The following is a 15,904-nucleotide window of genomic DNA, read 5'->3' on the forward strand; positions in this document are numbered from 1 at the left end:
GCTGTGGGAAAACCTGGGCAACCTTCAGGCCGAAACGCGTGGGATGGTGTCGTCGGCGCGCAGGGTGAAGATCTCGTAGCCAGTGTCGGTGACCAGCAGGGTGTGTTCCCACTGGGCCGAGAGCTTGCGGTCTTTGGTGATGGCGGTCCAGCCGTCGCCCAGCACCTTGGTGTCGGCCTTGCCCTGGTTGATCATCGGTTCGATGGTGAAGGTCATGCCGGCCTTGAGTTCCATGCCGGTGCCGGCGCGGCCGTAGTGCAGGATCTGCGGCTCTTCGTGGAACACTTTGCCGATACCGTGGCCGCAGAATTCGCGCACCACCGAGAAACCGTTCTTTTCCGCGTGCTTCTGGATCACTTCACCGATGTCGCCCAGGCGGCAGCCAGGCTTGACGATCTCGATGGCCTTGTACATGCATTCCTGGGTGACCTGGGACAGGCGCTCGGCCCACACTGGCACATTGCCGACGTGGAACATGCGGCTGGTGTCGCCGTGGTAGCCATCCTTGATCACCGTGACGTCGATGTTCAGGGTGTCGCCATCTTTCAGTGGCTTGTCACCTGGAATGCCGTGGCAGACCACGTGGTTGATCGAGGTGCAGATCGACTTGGGGAAGCCTTTGTAATTCAGCGGGGCAGGGATGGCTTTTTGCACGTCGACTATATAGTCGTGGCAGATACGGTCCAGCGCTTCGGTGGTGACGCCGGGCTTGACGTGTTCGGCGATCATTTCCAGCACGTCGGCAGCCAGTTTGCCGGCAACGCGCATGCCTGCGATGTCTTCGGCGGTTTTCAAGGTAACGGTCATACAGGCTCTCTCTAGCGCGACGCGCTGAAATCAATACGGTTCACGGGGGCGCGACAAAGGGTTACAGCATTCGCGCAAGTCCCAAAAAACGCGATTCTAACAGACGATGCTGGCAAATCATGCGCATCTGGTGATCGCTTCTCTCTATGAGGTAGAGGCATGTTGGCTGTATTCAAGGGCTTACGCAAAGACGACGACCGGCAAGTGTGATTGCGGGTTTCGTTTTTGCCGATGCTGTGGTATAAAATGCGCCGCTTTCCGGGGATACCCCGCAAAGCTTAAATCCACACACGTGTCGACACGATGACCTGGGTGCCGGAGGCCTTGATGCCGCTGGTTGGTCATTGGGGTACGTGGAGGCCAAACCCGACTTATTAAGGAACTATCATGTCCCAAGTCAACATGCGCGATATGCTGAAGGCCGGTGTGCACTTCGGTCACCAGACCCGTTACTGGAACCCGAAAATGGGTAAGTACATTTTCGGCGCGCGTAACAAGATTCACATTATCAACCTTGAAAAAACCCTGCCAATGTTCAACGAAGCGCTGACTTTCGTAGAGCGTCTGGCCCAGGGCAAAAACAAGATCCTGTTCGTCGGTACCAAGCGTTCCGCTGGCAAGATCGTTGCTGAAGAAGCAGCACGTTGCGGTTCGCCGTACGTCGACCACCGCTGGTTGGGCGGCATGCTGACCAACTTCAAAACCATCCGTGCTTCCATCAAGCGTCTGCGTGACCTTGAAGTGCAAGCCGAAGACGGTACTTTCGCCAAGCTGACCAAGAAAGAAGCGCTGATGCGCTCCCGTGACCTGGAAAAGCTCGATCGTTCCCTGGGTGGTATCAAGGACATGGGCGGTCTGCCTGACGCACTGTTCGTTATCGACGTTGATCACGAGCGCATCGCGATCACCGAAGCCAACAAGCTGGGCATCCCGGTTATCGGCGTAGTCGATACCAACAGCAGCCCGGAAGGCGTTGACTACATCATCCCAGGCAACGATGACGCAATCCGCGCTATCCAGCTGTACATGGGTTCGATGGCTGACGCTGTAATCCGTGGTCGCAACCACGTTGCTGGTGGTACCGAGCAGTTCGTTGAAGAAGCTCCGGTAGCTGCCGCTGAGTAATTGACGCCCTGGCGTTGACTCAGTAAGCAAAAAGGGGGCTTGGCCCCCTTTTTGCCACCTCGAAAACCATTTGTCGGCAGCGCAGCTACATCATTTGTAACGTGCAGCGGCCTACAACGGAGATTCGGGAAGAATTGATCGCCCGTTTGATCGGGTGGAATGGTTGAAAACCTATCCAAGAGGATTTTGAAATGGCAGAGATTACTGCAGCGTTGGTTAAAGAACTGCGTGAGCGTACCGGCGAAGGCATGATGGATTGCAAAAAGGCCTTGACCAAGGCCGGCGGCGACATCGAAAAAGCCATTGATGACATGCGTGCTTCCGGCGCCATCAAGGCTGCCAAGAAAGCAGGCAACGTAGCTGCTGAAGGCGCTATCGCTCTGAAAGAAGACGGCAAATCCGCCGTTCTGCTGGAAGTGAACTCCCAGACCGACTTCCTGGCTCTGCAGGACGACTTCAAGGCATTCGTTGCTGCCAGCGTTGAAAAAGCGTTCGCCGAGAAAATGACTGACGCCGCTCCGCTGATCGAAGCTCAAGAAGCTGATCGCCTGGTACTGGTCGGCAAGGTTGGCGAAAACGTCAACATCCGTCGCCTGGTTCGCGTTGAAGGTGATGTGGTTGGTGGCTACCTGCACGGCAACAAGATCGGTGTTGCAGTTGTTCTCAAAGGCGGCGACGTTGAGCTGGCTAAAGACATCGCAATGCACGTTGCTGCAAGCAACCCTGAGTTCCTGCTGCCTTCGGAAGTGTCTGCCGACGCAATCGAACGTGAAAAAGCTGTGTTCCTGAGCCTCAACGCCGACAAGATCGCTGGCAAGCCAGAGAACATCGTTGAGAACATGATCAAGGGCCGCATCAGCAAGTTCCTGGCTGAAGCAAGCCTGGTTGAGCAGGCGTTCGTCAAGAACCCTGAAATCAAGGTTGGCGAACTGGCCAAGAAAGCCGGTGCTGAAATCGTTTCCTTCACTTACTTCAAAGTAGGCGAAGGCATCGAGAAGCCGGTCGACAACTTCGCTGAAGAAGTTGCTGCCCAGCTGGCTGCCGCCAAGCAGTAAGACAGTTCCAAACTGTCGCCGAAAGAGGCTGCCCGCTCACGCGCGCAGCCTCTTTTCAAATGGGAAGGCCAATTTTATTTGGTTTCCTCTCGGAACTGGCTTACAAAGCCGTGTTCCGATGGCGCTGTGACAGCGTCCAGCTAGAGTGAACGCAAGCCGTAAAACGGCTCGCCAAGAATTTTTAAAAAATACGCCGCAGGAGAGATTCGCAATGGCTCAGCAGGGCAGTGGTTATCAGGCTCGCTATAAACGCATTCTACTCAAGCTCAGCGGCGAGGCCCTGATGGGCTCGGAAGAGTTCGGGATCGACCCCAAGGTGCTTGACCGCATGGCGCTGGAAGTCGGCCAATTGGTCGGTATCGGCGTGCAGGTCGGCCTGGTGATTGGTGGTGGCAACCTGTTCCGCGGTGCGGCACTGAGTGCTGCCGGTATGGACCGGGTTACCGGCGACCACATGGGCATGCTGGCCACTGTGATGAACGCCCTGGCCATGCGCGACGCCCTGGAGCGCGCCAACATCTCGGCCATCGTGATGTCGGCTATTTCCATGGTTGGCGTGACCGATCACTATGATCGCCGCAAAGCCATGCGCCACCTGAACGCCAAGGAAGTGGTGATCTTTGCCGCCGGTACCGGTAACCCGTTCTTCACCACCGACTCGGCCGCATGCCTGCGTGCTATCGAAATCGATGCCGACGTGGTGTTGAAGGCGACCAAGGTGGATGGCGTATACACTGCAGACCCATTCAAAGACCCGCATGCCGAGAAGTTCGATCATCTGACCTACGATGAAGTACTGGATCGCAAGCTGGGTGTCATGGACCTGACCGCTATCTGCCTGTGCCGCGACCACAAGATGCCGCTGCGCGTATTTAACATGAACAAGCCCGGCGCCCTGCTGAATATCGTACACGGCGGCGCAGAAGGGACTCTGATCGAGGAAGGCCAACAATGATCAACGAAATCAAGAAAGACGCCCAGGCGCGTATGCAGAAATCCCTGGAATCCTTGAGCCACGCCTTTGGCCAGATCCGTACTGGCAAGGCCCACCCAAGCATCCTGGGCAGCGTGATGGTGCCTTACTACGGTTCTGACACCCCGCTGAGCGGTGTGGCCAACGTGACCGTGAAGGACTCGCGTACCCTGCAAGTTGTTGCCTTCGAGCGCAACATGCTCGCTGCCGTCGACAAAGCTATCCAGAGCGCTGGCCTGAACCTCAACCCGACCAACCTGGGCGAGTTGCTGCTGATCTCCATGCCTGCCCTGACCGAAGAAACCCGCAAGGGCTTCACCAAGCAGGCGCGCAGTGCCGCTGAAGATGCGCGCGTTGCCGTGCGTAACATCCGCCGCGATGCGTTGGGCGACCTGAAGAAGCTGGTCAAGGACAAGGAAATCAGCGAAGACGAAGAGCGCCGTGCCGTCGCTGATATCGACAAGCTGACCAAGGACGCCGAAGCCCAGATCACCAAGGCGACCGAAGAAAAAGAAAAGGACCTGATGGCCGTATAAGGGGTCAGGACGCCTTCATGGAAAAGACCAAGCAGACTGTGCCCTCCGTGGTGCCGCGCCATGTCGCGATCATCATGGATGGGAATAATCGCTGGGCGAAAAAAACGCTTTATGCCGGGTGTTGCCGGGCATAAAGCGGGTGTTGACGCGGTAAGGGCGGTGATTGAGGTGTGCGCCGAGGCCAAGGTCGAAGTGTTGACCTTGTTCGCGTTCTCCAGTGAGAACTGGCAGCGGCCCGCCGATGAGGTCAGTGCCTTGATGGACCTGTTCTTCAAGGCTCTGCGTCGTGAGGCCAAGCGCCTCAACGACAACAACATCAGTCTGCGCATCATCGGTGATCGCTCGCGGTTCCATCCGGAACTGCAAGCGGCCATGCGCGAAGCCGAGGCCATCACTGCCGGCAGTAACCGTTTTGTGTTGCAGATCGCAGCCAACTACGGTGGCCAGTGGGATATCGCCCAGGCTGCGCAGCGGCTGGCTCGCGAAGTGCAGGCCGGCCATTTGCGCCCGGACGACATCACGCCCGAACTGTTGCAAACCTGCCTGGTGACCGGCGACCTGCCGTTGCCGGACTTGTGTATTCGTACCGGTGGCGAGCATCGCATCAGCAACTTCCTGCTGTGGCAGCTGGCCTACACCGAGCTGTACTTCTCCGACCTGTTCTGGCCGGACTTCAAACACGATGCCATGCGTAATGCGCTGGCCGATTTCGCTTCCCGTCAGCGTCGCTTCGGTAAAACGAGCGAGCAGATCGAAGCTGGAGCCCGGGTTTAAATGCTTAAACAACGAATCATCACGGCGCTGATCCTGCTGCCGATTGCCTTGTGCGGTTTTTTCCTGCTCGACGGTTCCGGCTTTGCGCTGTTCATCGGCCTGGTCGTGACCCTCGGGGCCTGGGAGTGGGCGCGCCTGGCAGGCTTCGTCAACCAGTTACCGCGTGTGGCCTACGCCGCCGTGGTCGCGCTGTTGTTGTTCTTCATGTACATCCTGCCGGACATCGCGCCCTGGGTGCTGGGCGCTGCCGTGTTGTGGTGGGCGTTGGCGACTTTCCTGGTGCTCACCTATCCGCGCACCAGTGGCCAATGGTCCAGCGTGGCCTGCAAGTTGGTGATTGGCCTGGCGATCCTGTTGCCGGCCTGGCAAGGGTTGGTGGAGATCAAGCGTTACCCTCTTGGCAACGAGTTGATCCTGGCGGTGATGGTGTTGGTATGGGGCGCTGACATTGGTGCCTACTTCTCGGGCCGAGCCTTTGGCAAGCGCAAGCTGGCCCCGGCCGTCAGCCCAGGCAAGAGCTGGGAGGGCGTATACGGCGGCCTGGCCTTGACGCTGCTGATCACGCTGGTGGTCGGTGTGGTGCGCGACTGGTCGGTAAAGGAAGTGCTCCTGGCCTTGCTGGGTACGGCTATCGTCGTGTTCATCTCGGTGGTGGGCGACCTGACCGAGAGCATGTTCAAGCGCCAGGCTGGCATCAAGGACAGCAGTAACCTGCTGCCAGGTCATGGCGGTGTGCTTGACCGTATCGACAGCCTTACCGCTGCGCTACCGATCTTTGCCGTGCTGTTGTGGATGATCGCTTCGTGAGCCGCCTGCAGCAGGTTACGGTGCTGGGCGCGACCGGCTCGGTCGGGCTCAGTACCTTGGACGTCATTGCGCGTCACCCTGATCGCTATCAGGTTTTCGCTCTGACCGGCTTCACGCGTTTGCGCGAGCTGCTGGCATTGTGTGTGCGTCACTCGCCGCGCTTTGCCGTGGTGCCAGAGGCGGCTGCGGCTCGCAGTCTGCAGGATGATCTGCGGGCTGCCGGGTTGGCCACTCAGGTGTTGGTAGGCGAGGCAGGGTTATGCCAGGTCTCGGCCGATGCGGACGTAGATACCGTAGTGGCGGCGATTGTCGGTGCAGCAGGTTTGCGCCCGACCTTGGCGGCGGTCGATGCAGGCAAGAAAATCCTGCTGGCCAATAAAGAAGCCTTGGTCATGTCCGGCGCACTCTTTATGCAAGCGGTGCGTAAGAGCGGGGCGGTGCTGCTGCCTTTGGACAGCGAGCACAACGCCATCTTCCAGTGCATGCCCGGTGATTTTGCCCGCGGCTTGAGTCAGGTCGGCGTACGCCGGATTCTACTGACGGCCTCCGGCGGCCCATTCCGCCAGACTCCGTCGGCCGAGCTGGAACATGTATCTCCCGATCAGGCGTGCGCACACCCGAACTGGTCCATGGGGCGCAAAATCTCGGTGGATTCGGCGAGCATGATGAACAAGGGCCTGGAGTTGATCGAGGCCTGCTGGTTGTTCGATGCGCGGCCTGACCAGGTTGAGGTGGTGATTCACCCACAAAGTGTGATCCATTCCCTGGTCGATTACGTGGATGGTTCGGTGTTGGCGCAGCTGGGTAACCCGGACATGCGCACACCGATCGCCAACGCCCTGGCGTGGCCGGAGCGCATTGATTCAGGTGTAGCACCGTTGGACTTGTTTGCAATTGCGCGCCTGGACTTCGAAGCCCCGGACGAGCAGCGTTTCCCGTGTTTGCGCCTGGCGCGGCAAGCGGCCGAGGCGGGCAACAGTGCCCCGGCGATGCTCAACGCGGCCAATGAAGTGGCCGTGGCGGCGTTTCTTGAACGGCGCATCCGCTTTCCGCAGATCGCGAGTATCATCGAGGACGTTCTGGCGCTTGAACCAGTGGTGGCGGTAAATGACCTGGAGGCGGTGTTCGAGGCTGACACCAAGGCCCGAGCCCTGGCCGGGCAATGGTTGGATCGCAACGCGGGTTAGGCTGCGGGCAGGTTTGAGTCTTCAGGCATTGGATTGAAATGCGGAGAAATTAGATGAGTGCGCTCTACATGATTGTCGGCACCCTGGTTGCTCTGGGTGTGTTGGTGACCTTCCACGAATTTGGCCACTTCTGGGTGGCGCGTCGTTGCGGCGTCAAGGTATTGCGCTTTTCCGTCGGTTTCGGCATGCCGTTGTTGCGCTGGCATGATCGCCGCGGCACTGAGTTTGTCATTGCTGCTATCCCGTTGGGCGGCTACGTCAAGATGCTTGATGAGCGCGAAGGCGAAGTGCCTGCCGACCAGTTGGACCAATCCTTCAATCGCAAGACCGTTCGTCAGCGTATTGCGATTGTTGCGGCGGGGCCGATTGCCAACTTCCTGTTGGCGATGGTGTTCTTCTGGGTCTTGGCCATGCTGGGCAGCCAGCAGGTGCGCCCGGTCATTGGTGCGGTCGAAGCGGACAGCATCGCGGCCAAGGCTGGCCTGACGGCTGGGCAGGAAATTGTATCCATTGATGGCGAACCCACCACGGGCTGGGGCGCGGTCAACTTGCAGTTGGTGCGTCGACTGGGTGAGAGCGGCACCGTCAATGTGGTGGTGCGCGACCAGGATTCCAGCGCCGAAACCCCGCGGGCATTGGCTCTGGACCATTGGCTCAAGGGCGCTGATGAGCCCGATCCGATCAAATCCCTGGGGATCCGCCCTTGGCGTCCGGCCTTGCCGCCGGTGCTGGCCGAGCTCGATCCGAAAGGCCCGGCCCAGGCTGCTGGCCTGAAAACCGGTGATCGCTTGCTGGCCCTCGATGGCCAGGCGCTGGGTGACTGGCAGCAGGTGGTCGACCTGGTGCGTGTGCGCCCTGATACCAAAATTGTGCTGAAAGTTGAGCGCGACGGTGCTCAAATCGACGTCCCCGTGACCTTGTCGGTGCGAAGCGAAGCCAAGGCAGCCGGGGGTTACCTGGGTGCCGGAGTTAAAGGTGTCGAGTGGCCGCCATCGATGGTGCGAGAGGTCAGCTACGGGCCTTTGGCCGCGATTGGCGAGGGTGCAAAACGCACCTGGACCATGAGCGTGCTGACCCTCGAATCCCTCAAGAAAATGTTGTTCGGTGAGCTCTCGGTAAAAAACTTGAGTGGACCGATAACCATTGCTAAAGTGGCGGGCGCTTCTGCCCAGTCGGGTGTCGCGGATTTCCTGAATTTCCTGGCTTATCTGAGTATTAGCCTTGGGGTTCTGAATTTGCTGCCCATTCCAGTATTGGATGGGGGGCATCTGCTGTTTTATCTGGTCGAGTGGGTGCGTGGTCGCCCCTTGTCGGATCGGGTGCAGGGTTGGGGGATACAGATCGGTATCAGTTTGGTGGTCGGGGTGATGTTGTTAGCCCTGGTCAACGATCTGGGACGTCTGTAACGCTTCGCTGAATTGCGAATCTGCCGCATTTTGCGGCAGTTTGTTTATTGCCAGTTGGAATAAGAAAGGACTTCATGAAACGTCTGCTGCTAACTGCGGTTCTCACCGTATTGATGATCGCCGAAGTTCACGCCGAGTCCTTCACCATCTCCGATATTCGCGTCAACGGCCTCCAGCGGGTTTCCGCGGGTAGCGTCTTTGGTGCCTTGCCGTTGAACGTCGGGGAACAGGCGGATGATCGTCGCCTGGTGGAATCCACTCGTGCGCTGTTCAAAACCGGGTTCTTTCAAGATATCCAACTGGGTCGCGAAGGCAACGTCCTGGTCATCACGGTCGTCGAGCGACCTTCCGTCGCGAGTATCGCGATCGAAGGTAACAAGGCCATCTCCACTGAAGACCTGATGAAGGGCCTGAAGCAATCGGGCCTGGCCGAGGGCGAGATCTTCCAGCGCGCGACCCTTGAGGGTGTGCGTAACGAGCTGCAACGCCAGTACGTTGCCCAGGGCCGCTACTCCGCGACCGTGGAGACCGAAGTGATCCCCCAGCCTCGTAACCGTGTGGGCCTGAAGGTCAACATCAACGAAGGCACCGTGGCCGCCATCCAGCACATCAACGTCGTGGGCAACACCAAGTTCCCTGATGAAGACCTGGTGGACCTGTTCGAACTCAAGACCACCAACTGGTTGTCGTTCTTCAAGAACGATGACAAGTACGCCCGTGAAAAACTCTCCGGTGACCTGGAACGCCTGCGCTCCTACTACCTGGACCGTGGCTACATCAACATGGACATCGCTTCGACCCAGGTGTCCATCACCCCGGACAAGAAGCACGTCTACATCACCGTCAACGTCAACGAAGGCGAGAAGTACAAGGTTCGTGACGTCAAGCTCAGCGGCGACCTGAAAGTGCCTGAAGACCAGGTCAAGTCCCTGCTGCTGGTACAGAAGGACCAGGTGTTCTCGCGCAAGCTGATGACCACCACCTCTGAACTGATCACCCGTCGCCTGGGTAACGAAGGCTATACCTTCGCCAACGTCAACGGCGTGCCGACCCCGAATGATGAAGACCACACCGTGGACATCACTTTCGTCGTCGATCCAGGCAAGCGTGCCTACGTCAACCGCATCAACTTCCGTGGCAACACCAAGTCTGCGGACGAAGTGCTGCGTCGTGAAATGCGTCAGATGGAAGGTGGTTGGGCTTCGACCTACCTGATCGACCAGTCCAAGACCCGTCTTGAGCGCCTGGGCTTCTTCAAGGAAGTCAACGTCGAAACCCCGGCCGTACCGGGTGTGGATGACCAGGTTGACGTGAACTACGCCGTTGAAGAACAAGCCTCGGGTTCGATCACCGCCAGCGTCGGTTTCGCTCAGAGCGCCGGTTTGATCTTGGGTGGTTCCATCACGCAGAACAACTTCCTGGGTACCGGTAACCGTGTGTCCATCGGCCTGACCCGCAGCGAATACCAGAGCCGATACAACTTCGGCTACACCGACCCCTACTGGACTGCAGACGGTGTGAGCCTGGGCTACAACGCCTTCTACCGCACCACCGACTACAAAGACCTCGATGTTGACGTTGCAAGCTATGCGATCGACAGCCTGGGTGCCGGTGTCAACGTGGGTTACCCGATCAGCGAAACGTCGCGCCTGACCTTCGGCCTCACCGCCCAGCAGGATGAGATCAAGACCGGTGTGTACACCGTGGACGAAATCTTCGACTTCACCCGTCGTGAAGGCGACAAGTTCCTGAACTTCAAGGCGTCTGCCGGCTGGTCCGAGTCGACACTGAACAAAGGCGTACTGGCAACCCGTGGCCACTCCCAGAGCCTGACTGCGGAAGTCACCACGCCGGGCAGCGACCTGTCGTTCTTCAAGCTCGACTACCGCGGCCAGTTGTTCCAGCCGTTGAGCGATAACTACACCATGCGCCTGCACACAGAGCTGGGCTATGGCGACGGTTATGGTTCGACCAATGGCTTGCCGTTCTATGAAAACTACTATGCTGGTGGCTTCAACTCGGTACGTGGCTTCAAGGACAGTACCCTGGGCCCGCGTGGTACCCCAAGCCGTGGTGTTGGCGTGACGGGTAACCGAGGCACCACTGCTGATTCGGACAACGACCCGCTGCCATTCGGTGGTAACGTGCTGATCCAGGGTGGTGCGGAAATTCTATTCCCGCTGCCATTCGTGAAAGACCAGCGGTCGCTGCGTACGTCGGTCTTCTGGGACGTGGGTAACGTGTTCGACTCCAAGTGCGATCAGATCACCAACCCGAGTGGCGTGAAGTCCAACACCCAGTGCAACGACGTGAGCCTCAGCAACCTGGCGAGCTCCGTGGGCGTGGGTGTGACCTGGGTGACTGCGCTGGGCCCGTTGAGCTTTGCTCTGGCCATGCCGATCAAGAAACCGGATAACGCTGAAACCCAGATTTTCCAATTCTCCCTCGGCCAGACGTTCTAAGCGTCTGACCTAAGATAACGACAACGGATTCTGTAGGAGTACATCGTGCGTAAGTTGACTCAATTGGTCTTGCTGGCCACTGTGCTGGTCACCACCCCGGCCTTCGCCGAAATGAAAATCGCCGTTCTGAACTATCAGATGGCCCTGCTGGAATCCGATGCGGCCAAGCGATATGCCGTGGATGCCGAGAAGAAGTTCGGTCCGCAACTGACCAAGCTCAAGACCCTGGAAAGCAGCGCCAAGGGTATCCAGGACCGCCTGGTAGCCGGTGGCGACAAGATGCAGCAAGGCGAGCGCGAGCGTCTGGAGCTTGAATTCAAGCAAAAGGCCCGTGACTACCAGTTCCAATCCAAGGAGCTGAACGAAGCCAAGGCTGTGGCCGACCGCGAAATGCTCAAGCAGCTCAAGCCGAAATTGGACAGCGCTGTGGAAGAAGTCATCAAGAAGGGTGCCTTTGACCTGGTGTTCGAGCGTGGCGCCGTGATCGACGTCAAGCCTCAATACGACATCACCCGCCAGGTGATCGAGCGCATGAATCAGCTGAAGTAAACCATGACAGCGACTATCAAGCTCGGCGAGTTGGCCGAGTTCCTGGGGGCCACCCTGCGTGGCTCCAAGGAGAAAGAAATCACTGGGCTAGCCACCTTGCAGGAGGCTGGCCCAGCTCAGTTGAGCTTCCTCGCAAATCCTCAATACCGTAAATACCTGGTCGACTGCCAGGCCGCAGCCGTGTTGCTGAAGGCCGCTGACGCCGAAGGGTTTATGGGAGATGCGCTGGTGGTGGACGACCCGTACCTGTCGTACGCCAAGGCGTCGCACCTGTTCGATCCCAAGCCGAAAGCGGCCGGCGGTATTCACCCGTCTGCCGTGATCGCCGATGATGCCCAGGTTGACCCGGCGGCCAGCATCGGCGCGTTTGCCGTGATCGAGAGTGGGGCGCGTATTGGTGCAGGCGTCACCGTGGGTGCCCACTGTTTCATCGGCGCGCGCTGCGAAATTGGTGCCGATGGCTGGCTGGCTCCTCGCGTAACCCTGTACCACGATGTGCGTATTGGTCAGCGTGTGGTCATCCAGTCGGGCGCCGTGATCGGCGGTGAGGGCTTCGGCTTTGCCAATGCCAAGGGCATCTGGCACAAGATCGCCCAGGTCGGTGGCGTATTGATCGGCGACGATGTGGAGATCGGCGTGAACACTGCTGTGGATCGCGGGGCCCTGGCCGATACCGTGATCGGTAACGGTGTAAAGCTCGATAACCAGATCCAGATCGCCCACAACGTGCAGATTGGCGATCACACCGCCATGGCCGCCTGCGTGGGTATTTCCGGCAGCACCAAGATCGGCAAGCATTGCATGCTCGCCGGTGGCGTAGGGCTGGTGGGGCATATCGATATTTGCGACAACGTCTTCATCACCGGCATGACCATGGTGACCCACTCGATCACAGAGCCAGGGGCCTATTCGTCCGGTACCGCGATGCAACCTGCGGCCGAATGGCGCAAGAGTGCCGCGCGTTTGAGGAAGATCGACGACATGGCACGACGTATCAAACAGCTTGAAAAGCGTGTCGGGGACGTGACCCCTGGCGACAATGCTTCATCAGAAGGCTGATACCATTTCCATATCAAGTGTGCACAGCCGCTAGACGGCCTCCTTGATTTGCTAGCGGGGCGTGCGCCTGGTGCGCCCGCCCCCAATCTTTATTACAGGCTTCCCCCCGAAATGATGGACATCAACGAGATTCGCGAATACCTGCCTCACCGTTACCCGTTCCTGCTGGTGGACCGCGTAGTGGACCTCAACGTCGAGGAAAAGCGCATTCGTGCCTACAAGAATGTCAGCATCAACGAACCATTCTTCAACGGTCACTTTCCTGCGCATCCAATCATGCCAGGTGTGTTGATCATCGAAGCCATGGCCCAGGCTGCCGGTATCCTTGGTTTCAAAATGCTCGACCTCAAGCCTGCCGACGGCACGCTTTACTATTTCGTGGGTTCGGACAAGCTGCGTTTTCGCAACCCGGTCACCCCGGGTGACCAGTTGATCCTGGAAGCCAAGTTCATCAGTTGCAAGCGCCAGATCTGGAAGTTCGAATGCCAGGCCTCGGTAGATGGCAAGCCGGTGTGCTCTGCCGAGATCATCTGTGCGGAACGCAAACTATGAGTTTGATTGACCCTCGCGCAATCATCGATCCGTCGGCCGTACTGGCCGCCGACGTTGAGGTCGGCCCTTGGTCGATCGTCGGCGCAGGTGTGGAAATCGGCGAGGGGACTGTCATCGGGCCACACGTGATCCTTAAAGGTCCGACCCGTATTGGCAAACACAATCGTATCTACCAGTTCTCCTCGGTAGGCGAAGACACCCCGGACATGAAGTACAAGGGTGAAGAAACACGCCTGGTCATCGGTGACCACAACATCATTCGTGAAGGCGTCACCATTCACCGCGGCACCGTGCAGGATCGCGCCGAAACCACCCTGGGTGATCACAACCTGGTGATGGCCTATGCGCACATCGGCCATGACAGTGTGATCGGCAACCATTGCATCCTGGTCAACAACACTGCGTTGGCAGGCCATGTGCACGTTGATGACTGGGCGATCCTCTCCGGTTTTACCCTGGTGCATCAGTATTGCCATATCGGCGCCCACAGCTTTTCCGGTATGGGCACCGCCATTGGCAAGGATGTCCCGGCATTCGTGACGGTATTCGGCAACCCTGCCGAAGCCCGTAGCATGAATTTTGAAGGCATGCGTCGTCGCGGTTTCAGCGAAGAAGCCATCCACGCCCTGCGCCGTGCCTACAAGACGGTTTACCGCCAAGGGTTGACCGTGGAGCAGGCCCTGGCCGAGCTGGCCGAGCCTGCCACGCAGTTCCCGGAAGTCGCGGTGTTCCGTGACTCTATCCAGACCTCGACTCGCGGCATCACCCGCTGATCATGGCCACTTTGCGTATTGCGCTCGTGGCCGGTGAAGCTTCCGGCGATATCCTGGGTGCCGGCTTGATGCGGGCGCTCAAGGCCCAGCATCCGGCGGTAGAGTTTATCGGGGTCGGCGGCCCGTTGATGCAGGCCGAAGGCCTGACCTCCTACTTCCCCATGGAGCGCCTGTCGGTCATGGGGCTGGTGGAGGTTTTGGGCCGCCTGCGTGAGTTGCTGGCTCGCCGCAAGCTGCTGATCAAGACGCTGATCGAAGAAAAGCCTGACGTCTTTATCGGCATCGACGCCCCGGATTTCACGCTCAATATCGAACTCAAGTTGCGTCAGGCCGGAATCAAGACCGTGCACTACGTCAGCCCATCCGTATGGGCGTGGCGCCAGAAGCGCGTGTTGAAAATCCGCGAAGGCTGCGACCTGATGTTGACGTTGCTGCCATTCGAAGCCCGGTTCTATGAAGAGAAGGGCGTGCCGGTGCGGTTTGTCGGCCACACCCTGGCTGACGCCATTCCCTTGCAAGCTGATCGTGCGGCAGCGCGTGCCGAGCTGGGCTTGCCCGATGGCCCCTTGGTAGCGTTGATGCCAGGGAGCCGTGGCGGCGAGGTGGGGCGCTTGGGTGCGTTATTTTTTGATGCCGCCGAACGTCTTCAGGCGCAAAAGCCGGGAATCCGCTTTGTGCTGCCTTGCGCCAGCCCACAACGCCGTGCGCAGATCGAAACGCTGCTTGAAGGTCGCAACCTGCCGTTGACCCTGCTCGATGGCCAGTCCCACCTGGCCCTGGCAGCCTGCGATGCGGTGCTGATCGCCTCGGGCACTGCCACGCTGGAGGCCCTGCTGTACAAGCGGCCGATGGTCGTGGCCTATCGCCTGGCGCCACTGACCTTCTGGATTCTCAAGCGCATGGTCAAGAGCCCTTACATTTCCTTGCCCAACCTGCTGGCCCAGCGCCTGCTGGTGCCGGAGTTGTTGCAGGACGATGCAACGCCCGAAGCGCTTGCAGAAACCCTACTACCCTTGATCGATGGCGGCGAAGAGCAGACCCGTGGTTTCGACGACATTCACCGCACGTTGCGCCGTGATGCCTCGAACCAGGCGGCCGACGCCGTGCTGACCTTGATCGGCCATAAACAGGACGCCTTATGACCATGCAAATGGGCCTGGATTTCAGCCTCGTCGCCCAAGCCCACGAACTGGTGGCGGGTGTTGACGAAGTCGGGCGCGGCCCGCTGTGTGGCGCGGTGGTCACGGCGGCGGTGATTCTCGATCCGAACCGTCCGATCCTGGGGCTCAACGATTCGAAGAAGCTCACCGAAGCCCGTCGCGAAAAGCTCTATGACGAAATCTGTGAAAAAGCCCTGAGCTGGCATATCGCCCGGGCTGAAGTCGAAGAGATCGACGAGCTGAATATCCTGCACGCCACCATGCTGGCGATGCAGCGCGCTGTGGAAGGGCTGCACATTACCCCGAAAATGGCGATGATCGACGGCAACCGCTGCCCCAGGCTGACGATGCCGTCCGAAGCGGTGGTCAAGGGCGATAGCAAGGTTCCCGCCATTGCCGCCGCCTCGATCCTGGCCAAGGTCAGCCGCGACCGTGAAATGGCCGCGTTCGAATTGATCTACCCCGGCTACGGGATTGGCGGCCATAAAGGCTACCCGACGCCCGTTCATCTGGAAGCCCTGGCTCGGCTCGGCCCCACCCCGATCCATCGCCGCTCGTTTGCCCCGGTACGCCAGGCTTATGAGGCCCGTGAAAGCCTGATCGAGGTTTAGCAGCAAGGCTGATGTTTTTACCCAGGCCCGGTACAATCCGGGCCTTGTTGTTTTCATGTATCAAGACA

General features: G+C 59.0%; 15 protein-coding genes and 1 pseudogene. 15 read left to right on the forward strand and 1 reads right to left on the reverse strand.

Going from position 1 to position 15,904, the window contains the following annotated elements:
• Positions 1 to 24: 24 nt before the first annotated feature.
• Positions 25 to 807, reverse strand: coding sequence for a type I methionyl aminopeptidase (map, locus tag V8689_RS06665; protein ID WP_003189156.1), 783 nt, complete (start codon positions 805 to 807; stop codon positions 25 to 27).
• Positions 808 to 1,194: 387 nt separating this feature from the next.
• Here map and rpsB point away from each other — a divergent pair, with 387 nt between their 5' ends.
• The 15 genes and pseudogenes from rpsB (at position 1,195) to rnhB (ending at position 15,836) form a co-directional block, all read left to right on the forward strand.
• Positions 1,195 to 1,932: a 30S ribosomal protein S2 gene (gene rpsB, locus V8689_RS06670; RefSeq protein WP_003189158.1), complete on the forward strand. Its 738-nt coding sequence runs from the start codon at positions 1,195 to 1,197 to the stop codon at positions 1,930 to 1,932.
• 191 nt (positions 1,933 to 2,123) lie between these two features.
• On the forward strand, positions 2,124 to 2,987 hold the full coding sequence (gene tsf / locus V8689_RS06675) for a translation elongation factor Ts (protein WP_003189160.1): 864 nt from the start codon (positions 2,124 to 2,126) through the stop codon (positions 2,985 to 2,987).
• A 211-nt stretch (positions 2,988 to 3,198) separates the two neighbouring features.
• Positions 3,199 to 3,942: a UMP kinase gene (pyrH, locus tag V8689_RS06680; RefSeq protein ID WP_003172271.1), complete on the forward strand. Its 744-nt coding sequence runs from the start codon at positions 3,199 to 3,201 to the stop codon at positions 3,940 to 3,942.
• A complete protein-coding gene (gene frr, locus V8689_RS06685) occupies positions 3,939 to 4,496 on the forward strand; it encodes a ribosome recycling factor (protein ID WP_003189163.1) in 558 nt (185 codons plus the stop codon). Before pyrH ends, frr begins: the two co-directional genes overlap by 4 nt.
• A 17-nt stretch (positions 4,497 to 4,513) precedes the next feature.
• Positions 4,514 to 5,270: pseudogene (uppS, locus tag V8689_RS06690) on the forward strand (polyprenyl diphosphate synthase).
• Positions 5,271 to 6,077 carry a phosphatidate cytidylyltransferase gene (locus V8689_RS06695; RefSeq protein WP_032903249.1) on the forward strand — a complete coding sequence of 269 codons (807 nt, stop codon included), beginning with the start codon at positions 5,271 to 5,273 and terminating at the stop codon, positions 6,075 to 6,077.
• Positions 6,074 to 7,264 carry a 1-deoxy-D-xylulose-5-phosphate reductoisomerase gene (ispC, locus tag V8689_RS06700; RefSeq protein ID WP_032893185.1) on the forward strand — a complete coding sequence of 397 codons (1,191 nt, stop codon included), beginning with the start codon at positions 6,074 to 6,076 and terminating at the stop codon, positions 7,262 to 7,264. The genes V8689_RS06695 and ispC overlap by 4 nt, the downstream gene beginning before the upstream one ends.
• Before the next feature lie 53 nt (positions 7,265 to 7,317).
• A complete protein-coding gene (rseP, locus tag V8689_RS06705; RefSeq protein WP_032893184.1) occupies positions 7,318 to 8,670 on the forward strand; it encodes a sigma E protease regulator RseP in 1,353 nt (450 codons plus the stop codon).
• Positions 8,671 to 8,744: 74 nt separating this feature from the next.
• Positions 8,745 to 11,132, forward strand: a complete 2,388-nt coding sequence (gene bamA, locus V8689_RS06710; RefSeq protein WP_044272528.1) for an outer membrane protein assembly factor BamA — start codon at positions 8,745 to 8,747, stop codon at positions 11,130 to 11,132.
• Between the two features lie 45 nt (positions 11,133 to 11,177).
• Positions 11,178 to 11,681, forward strand: coding sequence for an OmpH family outer membrane protein (locus V8689_RS06715; protein WP_003189173.1), 504 nt, complete (start codon positions 11,178 to 11,180; stop codon positions 11,679 to 11,681).
• 3 nt (positions 11,682 to 11,684) lie between these two features.
• A complete protein-coding gene (gene lpxD / locus V8689_RS06720) occupies positions 11,685 to 12,740 on the forward strand; it encodes a UDP-3-O-(3-hydroxymyristoyl)glucosamine N-acyltransferase (RefSeq protein ID WP_056790262.1) in 1,056 nt (351 codons plus the stop codon).
• Between the two features lie 111 nt (positions 12,741 to 12,851).
• Positions 12,852 to 13,292, forward strand: coding sequence for a 3-hydroxyacyl-ACP dehydratase FabZ (gene fabZ, locus V8689_RS06725; protein WP_003172281.1), 441 nt, complete (start codon positions 12,852 to 12,854; stop codon positions 13,290 to 13,292).
• Positions 13,289 to 14,065 (forward strand): acyl-ACP--UDP-N-acetylglucosamine O-acyltransferase, encoded by a 777-nt coding sequence (gene lpxA, locus V8689_RS06730; protein ID WP_032893181.1) that lies wholly within the window; start codon positions 13,289 to 13,291, stop codon positions 14,063 to 14,065. The genes fabZ and lpxA overlap by 4 nt, the downstream gene beginning before the upstream one ends.
• A 2-nt stretch (positions 14,066 to 14,067) precedes the next feature.
• On the forward strand, positions 14,068 to 15,207 hold the full coding sequence (lpxB, locus tag V8689_RS06735; protein WP_056790265.1) for a lipid-A-disaccharide synthase: 1,140 nt from the start codon (positions 14,068 to 14,070) through the stop codon (positions 15,205 to 15,207).
• Between the two features lie 2 nt (positions 15,208 to 15,209).
• Positions 15,210 to 15,836 (forward strand): ribonuclease HII, encoded by a 627-nt coding sequence (gene rnhB, locus V8689_RS06740; protein WP_162259488.1) that lies wholly within the window; start codon positions 15,210 to 15,212, stop codon positions 15,834 to 15,836.
• Positions 15,837 to 15,904: the final 68 nt, after the last annotated feature.

The sequence above is a fragment of the Pseudomonas sp. AK181 genome, from assembly GCF_051122975.1.
Taxonomy (GTDB): domain Bacteria; phylum Pseudomonadota; class Gammaproteobacteria; order Pseudomonadales; family Pseudomonadaceae; genus Aquipseudomonas; species Aquipseudomonas lactis.